The 19,514-nt window shown below is 40.6% G+C and carries 17 protein-coding genes; 8 read left to right on the top strand and 9 right to left on the bottom strand.

The features are described 5' to 3' along the window. Positions 1–252: 252 nt before the first annotated feature. The 6 genes from CWC04_RS07700 to CWC04_RS07675 all read right to left on the bottom strand — a co-directional run bounded on the left by CWC04_RS07700 (position 253) and on the right by CWC04_RS07675 (position 4,821). Positions 253–1,098: a DUF4198 domain-containing protein gene (locus tag CWC04_RS07700; RefSeq protein WP_126008637.1), complete on the bottom strand. Its 846-nt coding sequence runs from the start codon at positions 1,096–1,098 to the stop codon at positions 253–255. 34 nt (positions 1,099–1,132) lie between these two features. Continuing rightward, a complete protein-coding gene (locus CWC04_RS07695; protein WP_138685067.1) occupies positions 1,133–1,642 on the bottom strand; it encodes a DUF2271 domain-containing protein in 510 nt (169 codons plus the stop codon). Next, positions 1,642–2,274, bottom strand: a complete 633-nt coding sequence (locus CWC04_RS07690; RefSeq protein ID WP_138685066.1) for a PepSY-associated TM helix domain-containing protein — start codon at positions 2,272–2,274, stop codon at positions 1,642–1,644. Before CWC04_RS07690 ends, CWC04_RS07695 begins: the two co-directional genes overlap by 1 nt. A 122-nt stretch (positions 2,275–2,396) precedes the next feature. Beyond that, positions 2,397–2,795, bottom strand: coding sequence for a YbaN family protein (locus CWC04_RS07685; protein ID WP_138685065.1), 399 nt, complete (start codon positions 2,793–2,795; stop codon positions 2,397–2,399). Positions 2,796–2,923: 128 nt separating this feature from the next. Beyond that, on the bottom strand, positions 2,924–4,243 hold the full coding sequence (locus tag CWC04_RS07680) for a porin family protein (RefSeq protein ID WP_024033996.1): 1,320 nt from the start codon (positions 4,241–4,243) through the stop codon (positions 2,924–2,926). 95 nt (positions 4,244–4,338) lie between these two features. Beyond that, on the bottom strand, positions 4,339–4,821 hold the full coding sequence (locus CWC04_RS07675; RefSeq protein WP_138685064.1) for a MarR family winged helix-turn-helix transcriptional regulator: 483 nt from the start codon (positions 4,819–4,821) through the stop codon (positions 4,339–4,341). A 532-nt stretch (positions 4,822–5,353) separates the two neighbouring features. Between CWC04_RS07675 and CWC04_RS07670 the strand changes: the two genes are divergently transcribed. From CWC04_RS07670 to CWC04_RS07655, 4 genes are all read left to right on the top strand, one after another. Next, positions 5,354–6,214: a D-hexose-6-phosphate mutarotase gene (locus CWC04_RS07670; RefSeq protein ID WP_004586010.1), complete on the top strand. Its 861-nt coding sequence runs from the start codon at positions 5,354–5,356 to the stop codon at positions 6,212–6,214. 21 nt (positions 6,215–6,235) lie between these two features. After that, entirely contained in the window at positions 6,236–6,769 is a 534-nt protein-coding gene (locus CWC04_RS07665; RefSeq protein WP_138685063.1) for a PH domain-containing protein, read from the top strand. Then, positions 6,762–8,306 carry a PH domain-containing protein gene (locus CWC04_RS07660; RefSeq protein ID WP_138685062.1) on the top strand — a complete coding sequence of 515 codons (1,545 nt, stop codon included), beginning with the start codon at positions 6,762–6,764 and terminating at the stop codon, positions 8,304–8,306. The genes CWC04_RS07665 and CWC04_RS07660 overlap by 8 nt, the downstream gene beginning before the upstream one ends. A gap of 206 nt (positions 8,307–8,512) precedes the next feature. After that, a complete protein-coding gene (locus CWC04_RS07655) occupies positions 8,513–11,332 on the top strand; it encodes a TolB family protein (RefSeq protein ID WP_138685061.1) in 2,820 nt (939 codons plus the stop codon). Between the two features lie 84 nt (positions 11,333–11,416). Here the strand turns inward: CWC04_RS07655 and CWC04_RS07650 are convergent, their stop codons facing one another. Beyond that, positions 11,417–12,562, bottom strand: a complete 1,146-nt coding sequence (locus CWC04_RS07650; RefSeq protein WP_138685060.1) for a tetratricopeptide repeat protein — start codon at positions 12,560–12,562, stop codon at positions 11,417–11,419. A 48-nt stretch (positions 12,563–12,610) separates the two neighbouring features. Then, positions 12,611–13,744 carry a PepSY-associated TM helix domain-containing protein gene (locus tag CWC04_RS07645; protein ID WP_138685059.1) on the bottom strand — a complete coding sequence of 378 codons (1,134 nt, stop codon included), beginning with the start codon at positions 13,742–13,744 and terminating at the stop codon, positions 12,611–12,613. 364 nt (positions 13,745–14,108) lie between these two features. On the opposite strand from CWC04_RS07645, the gene CWC04_RS07640 reads away from it, so the two are divergent. From CWC04_RS07640 to CWC04_RS07625, 4 genes are all read left to right on the top strand, one after another. Beyond that, a complete protein-coding gene (locus CWC04_RS07640) occupies positions 14,109–14,723 on the top strand; it encodes a PQ-loop domain-containing transporter (protein WP_138685058.1) in 615 nt (204 codons plus the stop codon). A gap of 71 nt (positions 14,724–14,794) precedes the next feature. Next, the gene (locus CWC04_RS07635; RefSeq protein ID WP_138685057.1) at positions 14,795–15,619 is read left to right on the top strand and encodes a hypothetical protein; all 825 of its coding nucleotides are present in this window, start codon (positions 14,795–14,797) and stop codon (positions 15,617–15,619) included. After that, on the top strand, positions 15,616–16,089 hold the full coding sequence (locus tag CWC04_RS07630) for a pilin (protein ID WP_138685056.1): 474 nt from the start codon (positions 15,616–15,618) through the stop codon (positions 16,087–16,089). Before CWC04_RS07635 ends, CWC04_RS07630 begins: the two co-directional genes overlap by 4 nt. Positions 16,090–16,109: 20 nt before the next feature. After that, positions 16,110–16,898 carry a PhzF family phenazine biosynthesis protein gene (locus tag CWC04_RS07625; RefSeq protein ID WP_138685055.1) on the top strand — a complete coding sequence of 263 codons (789 nt, stop codon included), beginning with the start codon at positions 16,110–16,112 and terminating at the stop codon, positions 16,896–16,898. Between the two features lie 42 nt (positions 16,899–16,940). On the opposite strand, the gene CWC04_RS07620 is transcribed toward CWC04_RS07625, so the two are convergent. Continuing rightward, positions 16,941–19,451: a zinc-dependent metalloprotease gene (locus CWC04_RS07620; RefSeq protein WP_138685054.1), complete on the bottom strand. Its 2,511-nt coding sequence runs from the start codon at positions 19,449–19,451 to the stop codon at positions 16,941–16,943. Between the last annotated feature and the right edge of the window lie 63 nt (positions 19,452–19,514).

The following is a 19,514-nucleotide window of genomic DNA, read 5'->3' as shown; positions in this document are numbered from 1 at the left end:
CGCCGCGGCCTGATCCCGCCCCTTACCCACATCCATGTAGGCAACAAAGAGTTTATCGCCCCTAGGCAGAACCCGAAGGGCAGCACATGTTTGGCATTTATGCTGCGTTATCGCCTATTTATGGGGAATAACCACACTTCATAGGCTCTGCCTTGCCTAAAAACCAAACACACTGCTGCAAATTCAACCATCAAAGCTCAAAACGCCCTGAAAACTTGGCCTTAATTTATTGTGTAAATTGCGTGAAAAAAATTATTCAGGTGCTACTTCTAACGTCGTGAATAAAGCATAACGACCGGCATCTACGCCTTCTTCGTTTACTTTAACTTTGTTAGAGGTTTCGATTAGGTATAGGCCTGGCTCTTTCCAGGTTGTGCTAAACATGCCGTTTTTATCGGTTGTTACTTTTATTTCGCCACGTTCGTTACGGTAACGTGTATCGCCTTTTAAAATGCTTACTTCAATGCCTTCGCCCGCTGGCTTGCCATCTTGTAGTAACTGAAAACGCGCTTGCTCGCCAACAAATAAATCGTTTGGATGCGTTGGGCCGCTAAGCTCAAGGCCTAAACCAAGTTGTGCAGGCTTAGAAGTACCGTTACGGCTTACAAATGTATCTACTGTAGATATAACTTTAGTTGTGGTTACATCTTTTGCATTGCTTGGTAATTTAGCTTCTGACTTTTTACCAAATACGCGCTGGCGCTTACCTTCTTCGTTTTTGTAGAAGGTCATGTACATTGGCTTTTGCGTCATGGCAATGTGGTAAGTACCTTCTTCTTTTAGGCTTACCGCCGCTGAGCTTTTACGCTTTAGGTAATAAGCACGAATGGTCTCAGATACTTCTTCACCGTTTGGTGCAAGGGCCATAAGTAGAGTGTCGTCGTACTCTGCGCCTTTTTCTTTTGGCTTAAAGGCTTTGTCGGGTGCAAACATTTCATTAGAAATACTCGCATCAATCATTACGTAGTGCGCTTTGTCACCAGATAATGACGTGTGCGAAGGTAATAACCAGCGCCCATGTGCACTTGCCGATGTAGATACCAGCGCCGATAAGCTAAGTGCGCCAATTAAAGCCGTTTTTAATAAATTAATTTTCATTGTATTTCCTTAAATTCAAATGATTAAGTAGCAGCTACTTAGTGCTTACGGTTACAAAACTTGTCGAAAATTCTTTTTTACCTTCAATGGTCACTTTGCCAGCTTGCGATAAATCAAGCTCTACGCGGCTGTAATCACGGCCGCCTTCTTCGCGCACAACCTCAATGTTTAAAAGGTATTTGCCAGGCTTTACGGCATTGCCGTCTAAATCTTTACCTTGCCAGTCAATGGTGTAAGTACCTGCGCGCTTAGTTGCACCACTTATGCCGTCAAAGTTAATGTCGGTTTTACCTGCTTTACGCCACCATTGGCGCAAATCTTTAAACCATTCTGCTTTTTGAACCCATAGCGCAAGCGTAGTTACGTGTTTACGCTTTGGCGTTTCTAGCCAAACAGCCACGTATGGGCGGTGGTAAGGTTGTACATCGAGATCGGGTAGAGTTAATTCAATCTCTAGCTGCGGCGTTTGTGCCTGCGCAGTTGTTTGAAATAATGCGGCAACTATTAATAGTGCTCCACTTAGTACCGTACTTACTTTTAACATTAAGACACTCCTTTAATTTGTGGCACCCAACATAAATAAATAACCAAAGGCGTTGCTATGCCTAAAACGGTTATCCATATTCCTGCTAAGCGTTTTTTTCTGTTTTGAAATAAAATAATCATCCCGGTGATTGAAAAAATAATCATCAATACCGCTGAAATATCAATAACCCAGCTCCACACGGCGCCACTGTGGCGGCCTTTGTGTAAATCGCCAATGAGGCTTAAAAAGCCACCGGTTTGGTAATCTAGGTTTAGCTCACCGGTTGTAAAATCAAGCTCTGCGTAAGCAAAACCTGCCGGTAGTGGGTAGTCGAGCATAACCAGCGCGTCTTCTTTTTCCCACTCAATGCTTTTAACATTAGTGAGCGCGTATTGCTCGGCAAAAAACGCTTCTATGTCTGGGTAGAGGGTGGGTAATGTATCTAGTTGAGTATTCGCTTTAGCCATTAACGCTTGAGGAATAGCGGTACTTACTTGGCCGTTGTTTTTGTCGTTTTTAAGCCAATCAACATGGTTAAGTACAATGCCGCTAACGCAAAATAAAATAAGCAAAAAAAACAAAGCTGTAGAAATATAAATATGGAGCGCACGGCTTGTGCTGTACAAAGCCCGCTTATTAATAAACGCCATAAAAACAGTAATTAAATTAAATTTAGAACATGATAATCATTTGCATTAACTATTACAAATTTACTTACTTAACTTTACATTAAATTTTTGGCAAAACGGTGTGTGCATGCAAAAAAGGGCGGTTATTTAGAGCTTGGTGGCTGCGAGGGCCTTAAAATTAGGTAAATCATAACGGCTATTTCAATTACGCCAACAAGGTAAATAACCCAAACAGGGGCGTTTGAGTAAAGCAAAAATATAAAACCAATTAGCATACCAATCGCGGCGTAGCATTTTGCTTTTACAGGCACTACTTTATGCGCTTGCCATTGTTGTAAGGTAACGCCGTAACGAGGGTGGTTAAGTAGCCAGTGTTCAAGCGCTGGTGATGAACGAGTAAAGCAGGTAAGCGCAAGAATAAAAAAAATGGTGGTAGGCATAACCGGCAGCACAATACCAATAATGCCAAGAGCCGCTAACAATAACCCAAGTGCTTTAAGCCATAAGTTTTTATAACAAATAAATACTGCTTTTATATTCACTTAGGCTCTTTTAAGTAATGGCTGTTAGTTAAGATTGTAGGCCAAATAGTTATAAAATCGAACCCTATAAACGCAAAAAAGGGCAAACTAAGTCTGCCCTTTTAAAATACTAAATATGTTTTACTTATTTAGAAGTAGTAACCTACGTTGATGTTAAAACGACGTTCTGTATCGCCATCACCTGCAACAGAGCCACCAATAAATGGCTGGTTACGTGCTTGAATAAAGTCAAAGTAAGTAAATAATGCACCGGCCGATACGCTCATGCCTGTTACGTTCATCCACGTATCTGGGCTGTCGTCAGACTTGTCGTAAATAATGCCGTAATCGTTGTAAAATTGAACGCCTGTTACTGGGCCCCAATCAAGTGATAGGTCGTAAGCTACGTTAAAGTTGGTCATGGTTGCTTCGCTTGATACGGTATCGTAGTAATCAAACGCGCCAACTACAAAGCGGTTGCTGTTGTCATCTAGGTCGTAGTCGTACTCGCCGTGCTGAAATTGAATATTCCAGTTATTAATTTGGCTATTTACATGAAACGCCCACGCGCCGTAGTTACCTGCACGGTCGTTACCGTCGTGCAAACCACCGCTTAGTAGTGATACGCCAATATCGGTTTTAGCGTTTTCACTGTGCTCTATTTGATACACTGTACGACCAGCAAAAGTATTGTACTCACCAAGGCGCGAACCTGGTGCGTCGTAGGTGCCTTCGGTTGTTGCACGGCTACCAACAATATCGTAAGAGTAACGTTCGTTAACTTCTGAGCTGCCATCAACGCCGCCTACTTCATCATTTTTGAAAAAGCCGAGGTCTAATTTCCAGTTGTCTTTAAGTTTACGGTTTACTGTTACACCTAAATCAAAGTCATCTTCTAGGCCAACGTAGTAGTTGGTGCTAAAAAAGTAGCTGTGTGAGTTGTATGGGCCGTTACCAAACGGTACAGGTGCAATACCTGCTTGAGCTTCCCAGCCATCTGTAAATTCGTAACCTAAGTATGCATACTTAACAATGGTCATGTAATCGTAAAAACGAAAATCACCATTTACAGAAATATCGCTAATTTCACCCGATAAGTTAAGGCGAAATACTTCAAAGTCTAAATCGCCGCCACGGTCTTGTGTGTCTTCATCGTAGGTGTTTGTGCTGTAGTTAAAACGTACGGCACCGCCAATTTTAATGCCTTCATCTTCTTGTTCAGGCGCAGCGGCGGCAACAACAACTTCTTTGTTGTCGGCCTTTTTACTGATCTCGGCAACTTGTTGTTCGTGTTGCTTGTTGATTTGGCTTTGCTTTGATTTTTCATCAGCAAGCTGCTGTTCAAGCAACTGCATTTGTTGCTTAAGCTGCTTTAATTGGCTTTGCAGTGTGTCGAGATCGGCTGCATGAGCAGTGCTTGCAGCACCGCCAAGCATTAGTGCTAGCGTTAATTTTGAGAGTTTAGTCATTGTTGATGCTCAGGTTTTGATTAAAAAATAAAAAAATTCAAGGTGCCCAAAAGCCCCTTACGAATGATGTAAGAACTAATTTAAATTTATTTTTTTTATTTATTTGGTGTTTGAGTTAACGCGCCTACCTCTAACAGAGGTGCTGCGTCTAACTTATCAGCATCCATCATTGCTGCAACGCGTTGCATTGATGAAAGCAATAAACTTTGCTCCCACTCTGCAAGTGCAGAAAACTTTTCAATAAAGTGTTCTTGCAGTGGCTGAGGTGCTTTTTCTAGTAACTCTTTCCCTTGCTCGGTGAGGTATAAGCTCACTCGGCGTTTATCCATTTGACTACGAACGCGTGTTACAAGGTTTCTGCTTTCTATTCTATCAAGAATATTAGTTACAGTAGCCGGGCTTAAGTTAACATTCTGAGCGATACGGCTTGCTGTTATTCCATCGGTGTGCGCTACTTCTTGCATTATAAGCAATTGTGGGCCTGTTAAACCTGATGTTTTATTTAGCTGCTTAGAATGTAAGTCAATCGCGCGGATTACTTTACGTAAAGAAACTAATAATTCGTCATATTTTTGCATTTGCTTATCTCGTCGATGGGCCAAAGGTGTGCCGTAATCGCGAAATGTTACACATCAAATAAATTGAATTCAAATAATAAATTAAGCTTGAGCCCATGTTTATTGGTTTTTATTAGTTTGAGAAGAAACTAAAATAGTATAATTTTGTTTAAAACTTATTAAATGTTATTAGCATATTGTTTGCATTGTGGTGCGCACACTACGTATGTTGTGAATAATTGGCAAGTCTTATGGTTTAGACTTTAGTATTATACCCACCTGCATTAATACCTTAATAAATTTAACATGCGTTTGCCTAAGCTTAGCCGCGGTTTTACTGCCCTAAAGCATGGCCATTATTTATACGCATTAGTGTTATTTATAACAGCTGTTATTAATTGGTAATTGTTTGTAAGTTAGCTGTGTATGTATTAATCGCCAATGAACAAATTATGCACGCAATGTTTAGTGAGTATAGCGTATACTTTGCACATGCATTATTGTTTATATGCACATGTTAAAAATCTTTAATATCAGCATTGTAGGGAAAAACATGAAATTATCGCCATCAGTTAGCATTGAACAAAGCGAAACCGGCCTAGAGTTTATAAAAGTTGCGAGCTCAAAGTGTGATGCAAAAATATTTTTGCAAGGCGGGCAAATTACCGAGTTCATCCCAAAAAATAATAAGCCACTTATTTGGGTTTCTAAAAATGAGACGTTTCAAGAAGGGGTGAGCATTCGCGGTGGTATTCCTATTTGTTGGCCTTGGTTTGGTAATCATGAAAATCAAGATTGGCCAGCACATGGCTTTGCACGTACCAGTTTATGGCAAGCTGATGCTGTGCATGAAGATGATGAGCACATTACAATTAGCTTAAACTTACCCATGAAGTTAGTTAACCCAACGTATTGGCCGCACCAATCGGCGTTAAAGGTTGAGTTTGTATTGAGCGAGCAATTACAGGTGCGTTTAACAACCACTAATTTAAGCAATAGCCCTTTTAGCTATACGCAGGCTTTGCACAGCTATTTTCCTACCTCAGATATAAAACACACCCATGTAGAAGGTTTACAAGGTGCGCAATATATTGAATTTGGTGAAGGGCCGTTTGCGCAAAATGCGCCAGTGGAGTTTACCCGCGAAACCGATATGGTTTATACCCAGGCCGCTAAGCAGCAACACATTCACACCCCAGATGGAATTATTAATGTAAGCCGCGAGAACTCAAGCTCGTGTGTGCTGTGGAACCCATGGATAGAAAAATCTAAGCGTTTATCTAATTTTGCTGACGATGAATACCTGAGCATGGTGTGTTTAGAAGCCGCCAATGTGTTAGAAGATAACGTGACACTTGAGCCTAAACAAAGCCATACGTTAGTTACTACAATCAGCTGGGCTAACAGTCAGTAAATAGGAAAGGTACTTAAAATCGTGTTTGATAATCAGCAAGTAATGGATTTACCAAAGCATAGCGAAATACAGCTCAACCCCTTGGCCGATAAAGCGTTACTACACGTGCAACTTAATTGGCTGGCGTTTTACATTCCTTTTTGCGCGGTACTGTTTGCTGTTTGTTACTTTAACGAAGCGTTTGCTAACAAAGCACAAACCTACTTGCTTATAGGCGTGCCTATTTTAATATTGCTTTCAATGCTTTATAACGCCCTGAGTATTAAGCTGCAGGGCTTTGCGCTGCGCAATCACGATATTGCGTTTAAAAAAGGGGTTATTTGGCAGCAAATAACTATTTTGCCCCTCGCGCGTGTACAGCATATGGAAATTCACCAAGGCCCCATTGAGCGAAAACTAAAGTTAGCCAGTTTAAAGTTATTTAGTGCCGGCGGGGTCAGTGCTGATTTACAAATAAGTGGTTTAACCCACGAGCAGTGCAAAAACATACGCCAATATGTACAAAATTATCGCCAAGACGGCACACCCGCGCAGGTTGAATTAGCAAATGAGTAATACCATTAGCCAGGAGCAAAGTAGCTCACTACATTGGCAAAAAGTATCGCCTTGGGCGGTGTTGTATTTTGTGGTGTATTTTAGTGTGCGCTTTGTAAAAGACGGGCTTTTAAACCTGCTGCCTATGCTTGTGGTGTTTGTAACACAAGTAGAAAACAAGCTGTTTTGGGCGCAAGTTGCAGGTGCTATAGCGATAGTGACACTGCTAATATATTCAATTTTATATTACATAAATTTTAAGTTTTGCATTAGCGACGATCACGAAATTTTGCTTAACAAAGGGGTGTTTAAAAAAGAGCGCCTAACGTTAAAATTTTCGCGCGTGCAAAACGTTAATATTGCTGAGCCCTTTTATTTTACGCCCGTTAATTTGGTTAATTGTATTTTTGATGCCGCAGGCAGCGTAACCCAAGAGGCGGTTTTGCCAGGTGTTACCAAAGCCTATGCACAGCAAATGCGTAAACAAATTTTTGCCTTTAAGGCGCAGCAGCAACCCGACGAGCAAACACCCTCCAGCGAGTATTTTGAAGCAGAAAATAGCTTACGTATCAGTAATAAAGAAATCGCTAAATTTGGCTTAATGTCTAATATGGCTATATTAGCAATGGCCGCTATTGCGCCTTTTATAAATGTGTTGGTAGATTTTTTAGAGCAGCAAATTATTGCTAAGGTAGAAGGGTTTTATCAGCAAGAGCTTGGTTTACTGGCAAGTGCTGCAACCTTTGCCATGATAACGCTTATTGCTTTGCTTGTTTTAACGGCTGTGATGTTGTCGGTAGGTATGTCGCTTATTCGTTTTTATAACTTTGAGCTTTACTTTAAAGGCCAAAAATTTAAACGTATTGCCGGCTTATTAGAGCGCCATCAGTTGTCTATGAGCATGGATAAAGTGCAATCTATAGTTATAAAACAAAACCTAATGGGGCGGTTACTAAAGCGTTTTACCGTTGAGTGCTTACAAGCTAGTAGCGGCGGTATAGCGGCGGGCGTGGCTGCTAAAAAAAATAAACAAACCTTAGTGTTACCCGTTTTAAATAACGAGCAAGTAGATAGCGTTTGCCAATGGATTTACCCGTGGTTTAATAGCAAAAAATTGCAGTTTAACGGCGCAGAACGTGCCTTACTTTATAAAAACTTGAGCTTTTATGCCTTAATTCCAAGCGCTATTGTGCTGTTAGGCTGTTACTTAGGCGACTTTAATGCCTGGCTTAGCTTGGGAGTATTACTTATTTTAGCAGGGTTAGTAACGCTTGCTTATCAGCGTTATGGCTATTATTTGCATGAAGACAACGGCCGTTTTTACATGGTGGTACGCAAAGGTATGATAGGAGTGCATTACCGTGTGTTTGAACTGTATAAAGCACAAAGTGCACGCAGTATTAGTACCTACTTTATGCGCCACGCAGGGCTTAAAAGCCTGTATATACAACTTGCATCAGGGTTTGCCTTTATGCCCTATATAAAGCAGCAAGATGCTGATTATATAATTGATTTTATTCTTTATCAGGCAGAATCAACGCAGCGTAACTGGATGTAATTATACCAATCGACTTACATATTTAGCCTTTTTAGGTTGCCAAATAAAGCGTTAACGGCGTTATTAATCTTTCATGTAAAACAAGGCATTGCTAAATTTAAAAGCTTATAAATTATACACTTTCATAAGCTTTGTTACATTTTTTTACTGCAACATTGGTTGGTTTAATAATACTCTAAGTGGTATCAATCATTTAAAGGATTATTATGAAAAAATCACTCATCGCTGCCTCTTTGTTATTAGCCACACCTACCTTAGCTGCTGATTGGCAAACTATTCATACCGAGCACTTTAATGTACATTACAGCACCGAAAACGCCGATTATGCTAAATCGACAGCGGTCGAACTTGAAATAGTACGCAGTAAAGTGCTTGAGCAGCAAAACCGAGCGCTTGATAAAGTAGTTGATGTGGTGGTGTTTGATCCCCTAAATGCGCCCAACGGCTTTGCTTTACCTACTTCTAATAATCCTTTAATGGCCCTTTTTACCACGCCCCCGCAATCAGATACGGTGGTTTCTAACATTAGTGGCTGGCAGCAATTACTGATATTGCACGAATATATTCACTTAGTGCATTTAGCGCAGCCCACACGCAACACGTGGCAGCAAAAAATACGGAGTGTGTGGGATATTTACGACTTAACTTACAGTGATATGCCGCGCTGGGTAGCCGAAGGTTATGCAACCTTACTTGAGTCAAAAATGACGGGCCGAGGGCGACTATTTGATAACTACACTGAGTCAATGCTCATTGAGTTTGCCCAGCAGGGGGCATTGCCTAGCTATAGCCAGCTAAGCGATACAGAGGGCGGTTTTATGGCTGGCTCTATGGCGTATTTAATGGGCAGCCGGTTTTTAAATTGGCTAGAGCAAACTTATTCAGCGCAAATGCTCGATGCCGTTTGGACACGTATGCAGGCAGTTAAAAAGCGCGATTTTAACGAGGCCTTTACTGGGATATTTGGCCAAAGTGCGGCTAAGTTATATGGCCGCTTTATTGCACAATATACCTATAAAGCGATGGCAAAAGAGCAGTCAGAGCCTGCGCTTAACAGCGAGCTGTGGTTAAAGCTTAACTTATATGCAAGCAACCCTGCGCTTTCAAAGGATGGCAGTAAACTTGCGATTGTTGAACGCGATAAAGATAAAAAAACCAAGCTAATTATTTATAGCACGCAGGATAATACTAAAGCTGAAGATGAATTTACAAAAGCACAAAAAGCGCTATTAGAAAACGATGCATTGGATATACCCGATAACGCCCCGAGTGTATTTAAGCGTGAGAAAAAGCACGTATTAAATCAAATAAACAGAGCGGGAATTGCTAATCCACAATGGGTAAATAACAGTACACTTTACTTTAATGCTTATACACGTGAAGAGACGGGTATTTATAACAAAGTGTCTGATATTTTTAGTTATAACACCGAAACCGGAAAAGTTGAGCAGTTAACTAAACTTGCTGGCTTACGCCGCTTTAGTGTTACAAACAATGGAGAAACCCTTTACGCCGAGCAAGTACGTGGTGGCTACTCAGAATTAGTAAAAGTAGACTTAGCAACGCAAACCATTACCCCTTTATTTGCTAAAAGCTTAAAAACAGCTTACGACTACCCAATTTTTAGCCCTGATGAAACCCAATTAGCTTATGTATCAGCCAATTTAAATGAGAATTGGCAATTGTATATACAAGATGTTGCCAATAATACTCGCCAAGCCGTGCCTATGCCAAACGGGTATCAATACCTAAGCCAACCCAGCTTTAGTAAAAACGGAGAAAAAATTTACTTTGTAGCCGGATTAAAAGGCTCAACTGATATTTATAGCTACCATATTGCAAGTAGCACATTAACTAAACTTACCCAGGGCCAAGAAGCCGTTGCCCACCCACTAGAAACAAACGAAGGGGCATTACTTTATTTATCTATTACTGCTGATGGGCCTAATGTAAAGCAATTACCGAGTACGCTAGAGGGTGAAGTAATCACCGATTTAGCACTTGATAATAGCGCGCCACTGCTTTTAGTTGATCAGTACACTTTGCCTAAAGCAAAAATATATAGCGACAATGTAGGTAAACAAAGCAGCTACGATGTGCTTGATCAGCATGCGAGCCTAGCGCTAGGCGCACAGTATTACTCGGCCGCTACAAGTGCTTTAAATATAAATATTAAAAGTAGTGACTTACTTAAACAGTTAGACCTTCAAGCGGGCTATAGTGTTGATTTAAATGATGATGCTTTGCACGGTGGGTACGCCCAAGCAAAATATAATGCACTGCCAGTTAAGCTTAAGTTGAGTGTATTTGATTATGATTTAAATACCGCAAAACAATACCAAGTGAGCGAAAATGCAGATGTATCTGCACGAGGTGGTTTTGCAGCCTTAAGTTACCCGATTAAATACGCGGCGTTTAGCATAACGCCAGAGCTGGCTTATAACTATACCGATTATAAACAAGACTATAATAAATGGGCACGCATAGGCATTACACAAAGCTGGCAGTACGACCGCCAAGCATTTGCTATAGGGCAAAGTGTTAATGCCCAGTATTACGATGGCAGCAGTAAAAACAATAATTGGGATGGCTACGATTTAGCGGCCAAAGTATTTGGTAAAGCGTTTGATGTGCCGCTTTATATTAATTTTACTCAAAAGCAGCGCGATGATAGCAGCTTAGCGCTAGGCGGATTTAGCTCAAACCTAATTAGCGAGCACCAAAATAGTGAGTTTGTGCTTTCACCAGAGCTGCCATTTTATAGCACAACTGCTGAGCGCTACATGGGTTATGGCGGTGGTTTTAGCTTTAAAGAAGGCATGCCGTGGCTTTATTACAAACAGCATCAGGTAGATGATGCGGTATACGCACAAAGTTATGGTTTAAAGTATCAAGGCAATTTTAGCTTTGGATTAGGCCCCGTCGGTGTGAACGATTTAACTTTTAATATGGGATTATCGCGCGTAGAGGGCGATAGCTTTGAGGATGAAATGCGCGGCTGGTTTAGCTTTTACTACTCGCTTTAAATAAATTGCGATAACACGCTAATGCACTTGTGTAATAAGTGCATTAGCAAAAGCCGCGTTTAAACTAATTTAAAATAAAGATGGTTAATTGTGCTTGTTTAGCGACGCAAGCTTAGCTTGATATACGTTTAGCTTTTCTTTATTGCGCTCATATTGGATGGCTTTTTCAAGCAAGCTTTGTGTTTGCGCTGTGTTACCTTGTTGGTAGCGAATTTTAGCCAGCTCTAAATAGAGCTCCGATATATAAGGGGCTTTTGCAATGGCAAGTTCGAGTTGTTTTTTAGCTTGAGTGACCTTGCCCTGATGTAAGTTATTTTTAGCAATAACGAGTAGCTCGTAGGGATCTTTTTCTTTATCAACAAGCTGGCTTGTTAGGCGTTTTTCTAGTGTTTTATCTCCCAGCTCTTTTGCTAATATTCGATAGTTATTAATTAAATTTATACTTATATCGTTTCTATCAAGCGCGGTTTGGTAAATCATGTGAGCGCTTTTTAAATCGCCTGCACGGCGGTGCAGCACGCCGGCTATATTAAACAGTTCTGCATCGTTTGGGGTAAAGCGGTTGGCTTGCATAATTAAAGAGTAAGCCTTATTAAGGTTGTTTTCGGCTAGTGCCGTAGCGGCTAAGTTGCTATAAAAATTAGAGAGTAAATCGTTATACGTAGCGCTGCCTGAATAAAAGCTGCCGCGAGTGGGGAAGTAATCAATTAACGTGCCTGCGCGAATTATTACAATAATATCTTCATCTGTTTCTTTTTTTGGGGCGTAAATTTTCGTTCTAAAGTGGTTAGCAACATAAATTACATTGCCCTCTTTGGCATACACAGGTTCGCTCGTCATTTCTTGAAAGCTGGTTTCGAGGTTTAAAAGCTGCGCATAGCTTTGCGTAAGTATGGCTAAACTAATGCAGTTACCTTCTGAGCGTTCAATCGCTTGTTGGGCTGTGAGGGTGGCGCCATCATACTTAAAGTTGGTGAGCTGGTTTTGCAGGTAATTAAAAATAATTTCATCAGCGCGTACATTGTTTAAACGCGAGTGTGCGTAGGTTAAAAATGCGCTTTTTTCAGGCTCCGACAGCTCAAAAATACTGTGCTCGCTAGGTGTTTTAACCTGCTCGAAAAGCGAGTGATTTATTATATGGGTAAGTTGTACTTTTTTAATTGGCGCTTCGGGCGGGGTGCTACTGCAAGCAGTTAGCAATAAACTAAGTGTAAAAACTAAATATTTCATATATCACCTCACTGTGATTTTTAACATTACAGTGAGGTGATTTTTTAATCAAGCACTTACAGTGCGGTGTTTACTTAAGCGGTTTTTTTGAGACTGTTTTTTACGCTTACGGCGAGTAAACCATAAATAAAAGCCAGTACCGCCAAGCCAAACAGGGCTTAAACCAATAACACACCAAATTATTTTACTAATGAGCCCTGCAAAATAACCAAAGTGTAGTTTTCTAAAGCTATCAATTACTTGCCAACCTACACCCACTTCGCGAATGTCCCAGTTAGCCATATGCTCGCCCGTTAGCTTATTGTAAGTCACGGTATTGGCATATTCACTGGCAAGCGGGTTGCTGGTATCAACCTCACCAAATAACGTTATGTTTTCGTCTGGCTCAAGCGGCATTACTAAAAACGTACCATTAAAAGTGGGTATTTGCTTTTGGCTGTCATCAAGTACGTGCTGAAAAGAAATCTCTTCATTGTATAAATTTTTAGTTAATACAAAGTGCTCTTCTTCTGCGTGTTCAATTACTTCGTGATACCACACCGCGCCGTTAAAGTAGCCGCCGGTGATGGCTAAAATTATAATAATTGGCGAGCCAATTACGCCGGTCATTTTATGAATGTCGCTAAGCACTATTTGCAGTGTGGCGCGCCAGCGTACACTAAATAACCGCTGCCAAAACTTACGATAAATAATAAGACCTGTAATACCCAGTACTAAAAAAAACACCGCAAAAAAGAACCCTAAAACAGTGCCAGTTTGCCCTGGTAAGCTTTTTAAATCGTTAAGTAAAAAGGTGTAATGTAAGTCTAAAAACCAGTCGGTAAAGTAATGGCTAGTGCCTACTGGCTCCGATAAAATATTACCCGTGTATTGATCTAAATGAAATTTATACCAGTCCTCTGTACCGCGTTTAATTAAATAAACCCGATCAGCAGTATCATCGTTAAATATTTCCCAGCTACCTACGACATACTCAGGGTAGGTTTTTTGAGTTTTTGTTATAAGTGTATCAATAGGTAAGCGGTTGTCTTGTTGTTGTACAACAAAGTGACTGTCTGGCATTAGTAAGCCGTCAATCTCGCTTTTAAATACCAAAACGCTACCAGTTATACTGATAACAAGCAGCGGAATAAGCGCTATAAGGGCTACCCAGCTGTGAATTTTAAAAAGTGTTTTTCTCATAGTTTATTTTTTGTGTAATTGCCACAGACCTGCGTATGATAACAATTATCAGTTCTATTTCATAGTTATGCGATGAATGCACAATAATTGTTTTAGAGCGAGCCGATCTCTAGAGTAAAACGTGTTTAAGCTGTGGTGTAAGGTTGGTAACTTTTAAATACAAAGCGGCCCAGGTGTTCACTTAAAGTAACGCTTTTTGTACAGCTATCTTGCCAGTGCCTAATATAGGTTTACGCTAATTTGTTGAGTAAAATGTAATCATCATTACAATGCGCGCTCACTTTAAAACCCTTTTAAAAACATATGTTTATTTATTGTTTCAGGCGGGTTTTATATTAACATTTAAGTAACGAGCGAGGTTGTTTTGGCGCACTATCTACCTATTTTGTCGGCTTTTATTTTAGTTTTTAGCTTTTTACCGCTATTGAGCAAAATTAGAAAGAATCGCAGTGTGTCGGGGTTATCACTATTAATGATGACCTTTGGTTTAGCACAAAGCCTCTACTTTATTACCTACAATATTTATTTTGAACGCTACTTTATTGCTTTACCATTTTTTGTAACTGGGGCGCTAAGTGGTCTAATTTTATATTACTTTGCACGCTATAACGCCGCAAAAGCTGAACGTATACAGCTTGTGGCTATGCTTGGCTTTTCGTTATTACCTTTTTTATTGCTGTTAAATAAAAGCCTAGAAACATCATCGGTGCTCAACGCCCTTACATACGTAGGGCTGGTAATGAGCTCAGTGCGGGTTATGCCGCAAACGTATAAAACCTTACGCAGTGGTAATATTAGCAATTTAAGCGCCCGCTACTTTAGCTTGCAGTTTGTAGCAGGTACCTGTGGCTTATTTGTAGAGCTAAGCAGTGCTATGCCCAGCACCTCGCATATTTTAATGTTTGTTATGCTACTACTTACAAATGCCGTGCAATTTGCATGTGTGCAATATTATAAAATGCGCCCCGCAATGGCTTAAAAAACAATCGTCTTCTATTTATATTGTGCTAAATATGTGGCAAGTTACTTTATCAAATAAAAGGATAAAGTATGAATTGGAATCAGTTTGGCTACATTTGCCGTGTCTATAGTTCTAAAACATTAAGTGCCGCACAAAAAGAAGAGCTAACCACACAATCGTATTTAGCCGTTTATGCTAATAAATACGCAGACAGTAAATTAGCCAATTGCCTTGCAGCAAAATTTGCCCTGCAAGATGCAGATATTTTGCAAAAACAAGCCCTGCATTATCAATGTGTACCGCAGCTAGTTAGCGGGTATAAATTTGAGCACAAAGGCATTTTTAGCTATTTAACTGCTGTTTTTTTTATTTATGTTTTTTCTTCGCTTTTATATCAGTCTTTTGTTGTTCCTACATTTGTAGAGATATATAGCAATCATATGGCTTCTTCCGCGCACACCTTAGGTGATTACTTTTCTTATTGGTATGTGCCAATTATTCTATTGGTTTTACTGCAAAGTATTATTTTTATAGTAATTTTTAAAATTAAAAATGCATGCGCTTTAACCGACTCGCAGCCTTTTACTGGTTTATCAAAAGCTTTACTTCCCCGCAGTTTAATTAAGAAATACGATCGCCTAATGACAACGCTTAACTTTGCGGTAAATTTCAAAGAGGATGAAAACGCCGCAATAGTCGAAACTAAACATTTGGCTAAGTGTGATTCGTTAGGCTACGAAACTCATGAAGAGTTTAAAGTGTTACTTGAGCAGCAGCTCGAACAATTTAATTTGCAGGCTAAAGGCTTTATAAATAAGCTGGTTATTCTGTATGGATTAGTCATTGTTGTGTCAATTTACTTATTTGTGAAAGCGGCTTACCAACCAATTTTTATGCTAGGAGAAGTGTTATGAAGTCAAAAGGATTTACGCTAATTGAATTGATGGTCGTAATTTCTATTATTGGTATTTTGGCGGCCGTTGCCTTACCTCAATACAGTAAATATATGCAAAAAGCTGAACTTGTTGATCCGCTTGCTATGGCCGCAGTAATAAGAGAAGACGTAACTACGTATTACATTGAAAACAGAGAGTTTCCTAAAAATAATAAACAAGCAAATGTGCCTGAAAGTAAATATTTAATAGGAAATCGAGTGACAGGTATTGCCATAGAAAACGGTGCAATTAACATTAGCTTGGGGAATAAAGCCTCGCAGCCTTTACAAAATACAGTTTTAACTTTTAGACCCGCAGTCGTTACTAATAGCCCCACAAGTCCTATTGCATGGTTATGCGGTTTTGATGAACCTGTTGTAGGGATGCAAGCTGTGGGTGAAAATAAAACGACAGTACCTAAAGATGTATTACCTTCGGCTTGTTTATAACTAATTTAGGGGGTTAACCTATGCAACTCACCATCCATCAAATTGATGCATTTACAAGCGAGTTATTTAAAGGCAATTACGCGGCAGTGATCCCGCTTGAGTCGTGGCTTAGTGATGAGTTAATGCTTAATATTGGCGCTGAAAATAATGTTTCTGAAACTGCGTTTACTTGCCCTTTGGCAGATGGCAGTTTTGCAATACGTTGGTTTTCGCCATTAATGGAAATAGATTTTTGCGGCCACGCTACGCTCGCTGCTGCGTATGTTTTATGCGAGCAGCACAACCTTAGCCAAGTGCGCTTTAACGCCGCGGCTGTAGGGGAGCTTATTGTTAATAAAAATAGCGATGGCAGTTTTGCTATGACCTTTCCTAAACAAGCGCCAGATGAAGTAAAAACCATACCCGATGCGTTGTTGAAAGGGTTGTCTATACAACCAATTAAGGTGCTTAAAAATCGCCAAGCATATTTTGCTATATACGAAAATGCTCAACAAATTCATGATTTGACCACTGAGTCTGATTTGTTAAAAACCTTATATCCACTTGATGTGGTCGCCACAGCCAGTTCTGCTGAGTACGATATTGTGTCTCGTTATTTTTGGCCAGCAAGTGGTGGCGAAGAAGACTTTGCTACGGGCTCTATTCATACTGGCCTTGCCCCTTACTGGGCGCAGCAATTAGGTAAAAATAAATTAAATGCGTATCAGGCTTCAAGCCGTGGTGGTTTTATACAATGCGAAGTAGGCGAAAATACAGTGACCTTAACCGGTAACGCTGTGCGGTATTTAAAAGGCACAATTTATTTATAAATTAACAGGCCACGTATTAGGTGGCCTGTTTGATTTAGTTAATTAAGCTTCTAACGCTTTAGCAATTAAGTGATCAATATACTTTTTATGTGCTTTAGTTGCTGTATCGGCTCCCCATCCTACGCTTGTATCAGCTATTTGCGTTAGCTGATAGAGCGCGGCAGTTTTTGCCAAATTGTCGTGTTTACTGGCTTTGCCTAGGCCTGCAATAGCAATAAGCTGATTTACATACTCAATTTGTAGATTGCGGCTAATAGACGTGCTCTCTTTGCTATCAACAAAAATACTGGCAGTTAGGTCGTCCATAAATTGCGTTAGGCTATATTCGTTACCGTACAGCGCGGTGTCTGAAATACGCAGCATAACAGCAGGGTGCAGCAATTGCGCAAGTACTGTTTTTTGCATGCCTAAAATCATTTTGTGCGCTTTAGGGTCTTCATTTTTACCATAATGGCTAAAACCACGACGCTGTTGCTGTAAATAGTTATACAGTGGTTGCATGCTAGTGAGTACATCTGGCGCAAATACATATTTAGCAAGTATGTTCATTGCTTGTGTTTGGCGCTCAAGCGGTACGGGGGTAAAGGGTTTATCAGCATGCTGGTCGCCCACAACTGCGCGTTCAACATATACGCCACCTATTTGGCGAGAAACAATGCCCGCTTGCGTGCGGTATTGGCCAAATAAACTATTAGCTGAGGTAACCAGCTGTTGGTAAGACTCACCTTTTACTGTGGCTTTATCTTTTAGCTCAGTAAATAACGTATTAATTAGCGCCATACGATCGGCGCCATAGGCTGCAGGGTTTGATGAAAGGTCGCCTATCATTACGCGTGGGTCTATATGGCGACCTGGTGCACGCATGTCGTCGGCATCGTTACCAAAGGCAAGCGCATGCTCGCTAGAGCGCGCTAATATAGTATTTAGGCGTGCGCGCTCTGCGGCTTCATCTTCAAGGGCTGTGCTGTAGCCATAGTTTATAGCCCAGTCGTCATAAGGGCCTGGCTTGGTTTGAAAAATATCGCCTTGCTGCACACCAATGGGTGCTATGTTGGCCGGCGCATAATCCATCACTGAGCCTGTAACTATGCCTTGGGTTTTGGTTTTATCATGAACCTCTTTTTCATCCCACAAAATAGACGATTTCATATTGTGGTTTAAGCCTAGTGTATGGCCTACTTCATGAAGAATTAACTGAGTTAAACCTTGGCGAATCATTTCATTGTCATCAATCGAGGCACCTGTTGCTAAGCCTTTGGCAAGTAATAGGTTTTGTTGAATTTCATGGCCTAGTGAGCAATTTAAATCGCCACTTGTGTGCAGGTTTTCGCCGTGGCTCATTGTGCCTTGTGTGTAAAGCGTGTCGTAAATCCAGCGGTTTTTCATAAACACAAACTCAAGCATAATGTCTGAGCCAAGTATTTCACCTGTTAGCGGATTGGCCAGAGCCGGCCCGTAGCCACCAAATGGCGGTTTAGGTGATGAAGTCCAACGTAATACGTTGTAGTTAATATCACCAGCATCCCAGGTTGCGTCATCGGGTTGTACTTTAACTTCTAGTGCGTTTTTAAAACCGGCTTTTTCAAAAGCGCTATTCCAGGTAAGTACGGCACCGCGTATTGTGTCGCGCCACTCTACTGGGGTGGTATTTTCTATCCACCAGGTAATTGGCTTTACTGGCTCAGAAAGATCAGCATCAGGGTTTTTCTTTTGTAGGTCCCAGCGTTTAATAACATCTTCATATGGTGCCCAATCGGTCGAGGTCATTAGATCAAATTGATTGGTGAAATAGCCTATGCGCGCGTCATCTTTACGTGGTTTATAGTCATTTTTTGGTAATGCAACAAAAGAGTGCTGCACCTTTACAGAGACATTGCGCGGGTCGCTTACTGCGCTTGTACCACGCACGGTGGGGCTGGCATTACTAAATACGTAATCTACAACCACATCTAAGTTATTTGGGTAAGGACGCTGCTTAACAATACGCGACTTTTTGCTGTTTAATTTACCCACTTTAAAGCGTTTTTTAGCTTTTTTATCGGCTGGGTTTGGCGTTGGCGATACCTTGTGTAGCGCTTCACTTAAAAATAGCTTGTTGACCTTAAAGGCTATTTTTCCTTGCTCTTCTTTTTCTATTTTAATGCTGGCTAAAACGGCTTCGCTAATATTGGCATTGCTTGCTTTGGCAATGGCACTGTTTTGATCAAATTTATAGCGAGGGGTTTTGCTAACTATATCTATGCGGTCAAAGTATTTTCTAAACTCAATAAGCTTGGTTTCTCTATAGGCACCGCGATAATGCCCAGCATCAGTGACACCGTCGACTGTATGGGCAAAGTATACAAAAGGGGTATTAAGCTGCGATTCGGTGATCACCATTAAGTGCTCACCGGTTTTTGGGTCTTGGTATAAATTAAAAATACCTGAAAATTCGGTTTGTCCTTCGACCATTTCGCTTAGGGTTTGTGGTTTTTTGTCTTCTTTTTTATCGCTAGCCAGTGCGTGGCCGCTAAGCGCTACACTAAGTGTTAGCGCAAGGGTTGTTAATTTCATTGTAATAATCTTTTTCGCTGTTATTTATTTAGTGTGACTGTACGTAAATTAAAATTTGTTCGC

This window comes from Pseudoalteromonas sp. S2893, from assembly GCF_005887105.1.
In the GTDB taxonomy this organism is placed as follows: domain Bacteria; phylum Pseudomonadota; class Gammaproteobacteria; order Enterobacterales; family Alteromonadaceae; genus Pseudoalteromonas; species Pseudoalteromonas atlantica.
Note: the sequence above shows the minus strand (reverse complement) of the source record. Positions and strands in the feature narration are given on the sequence as shown.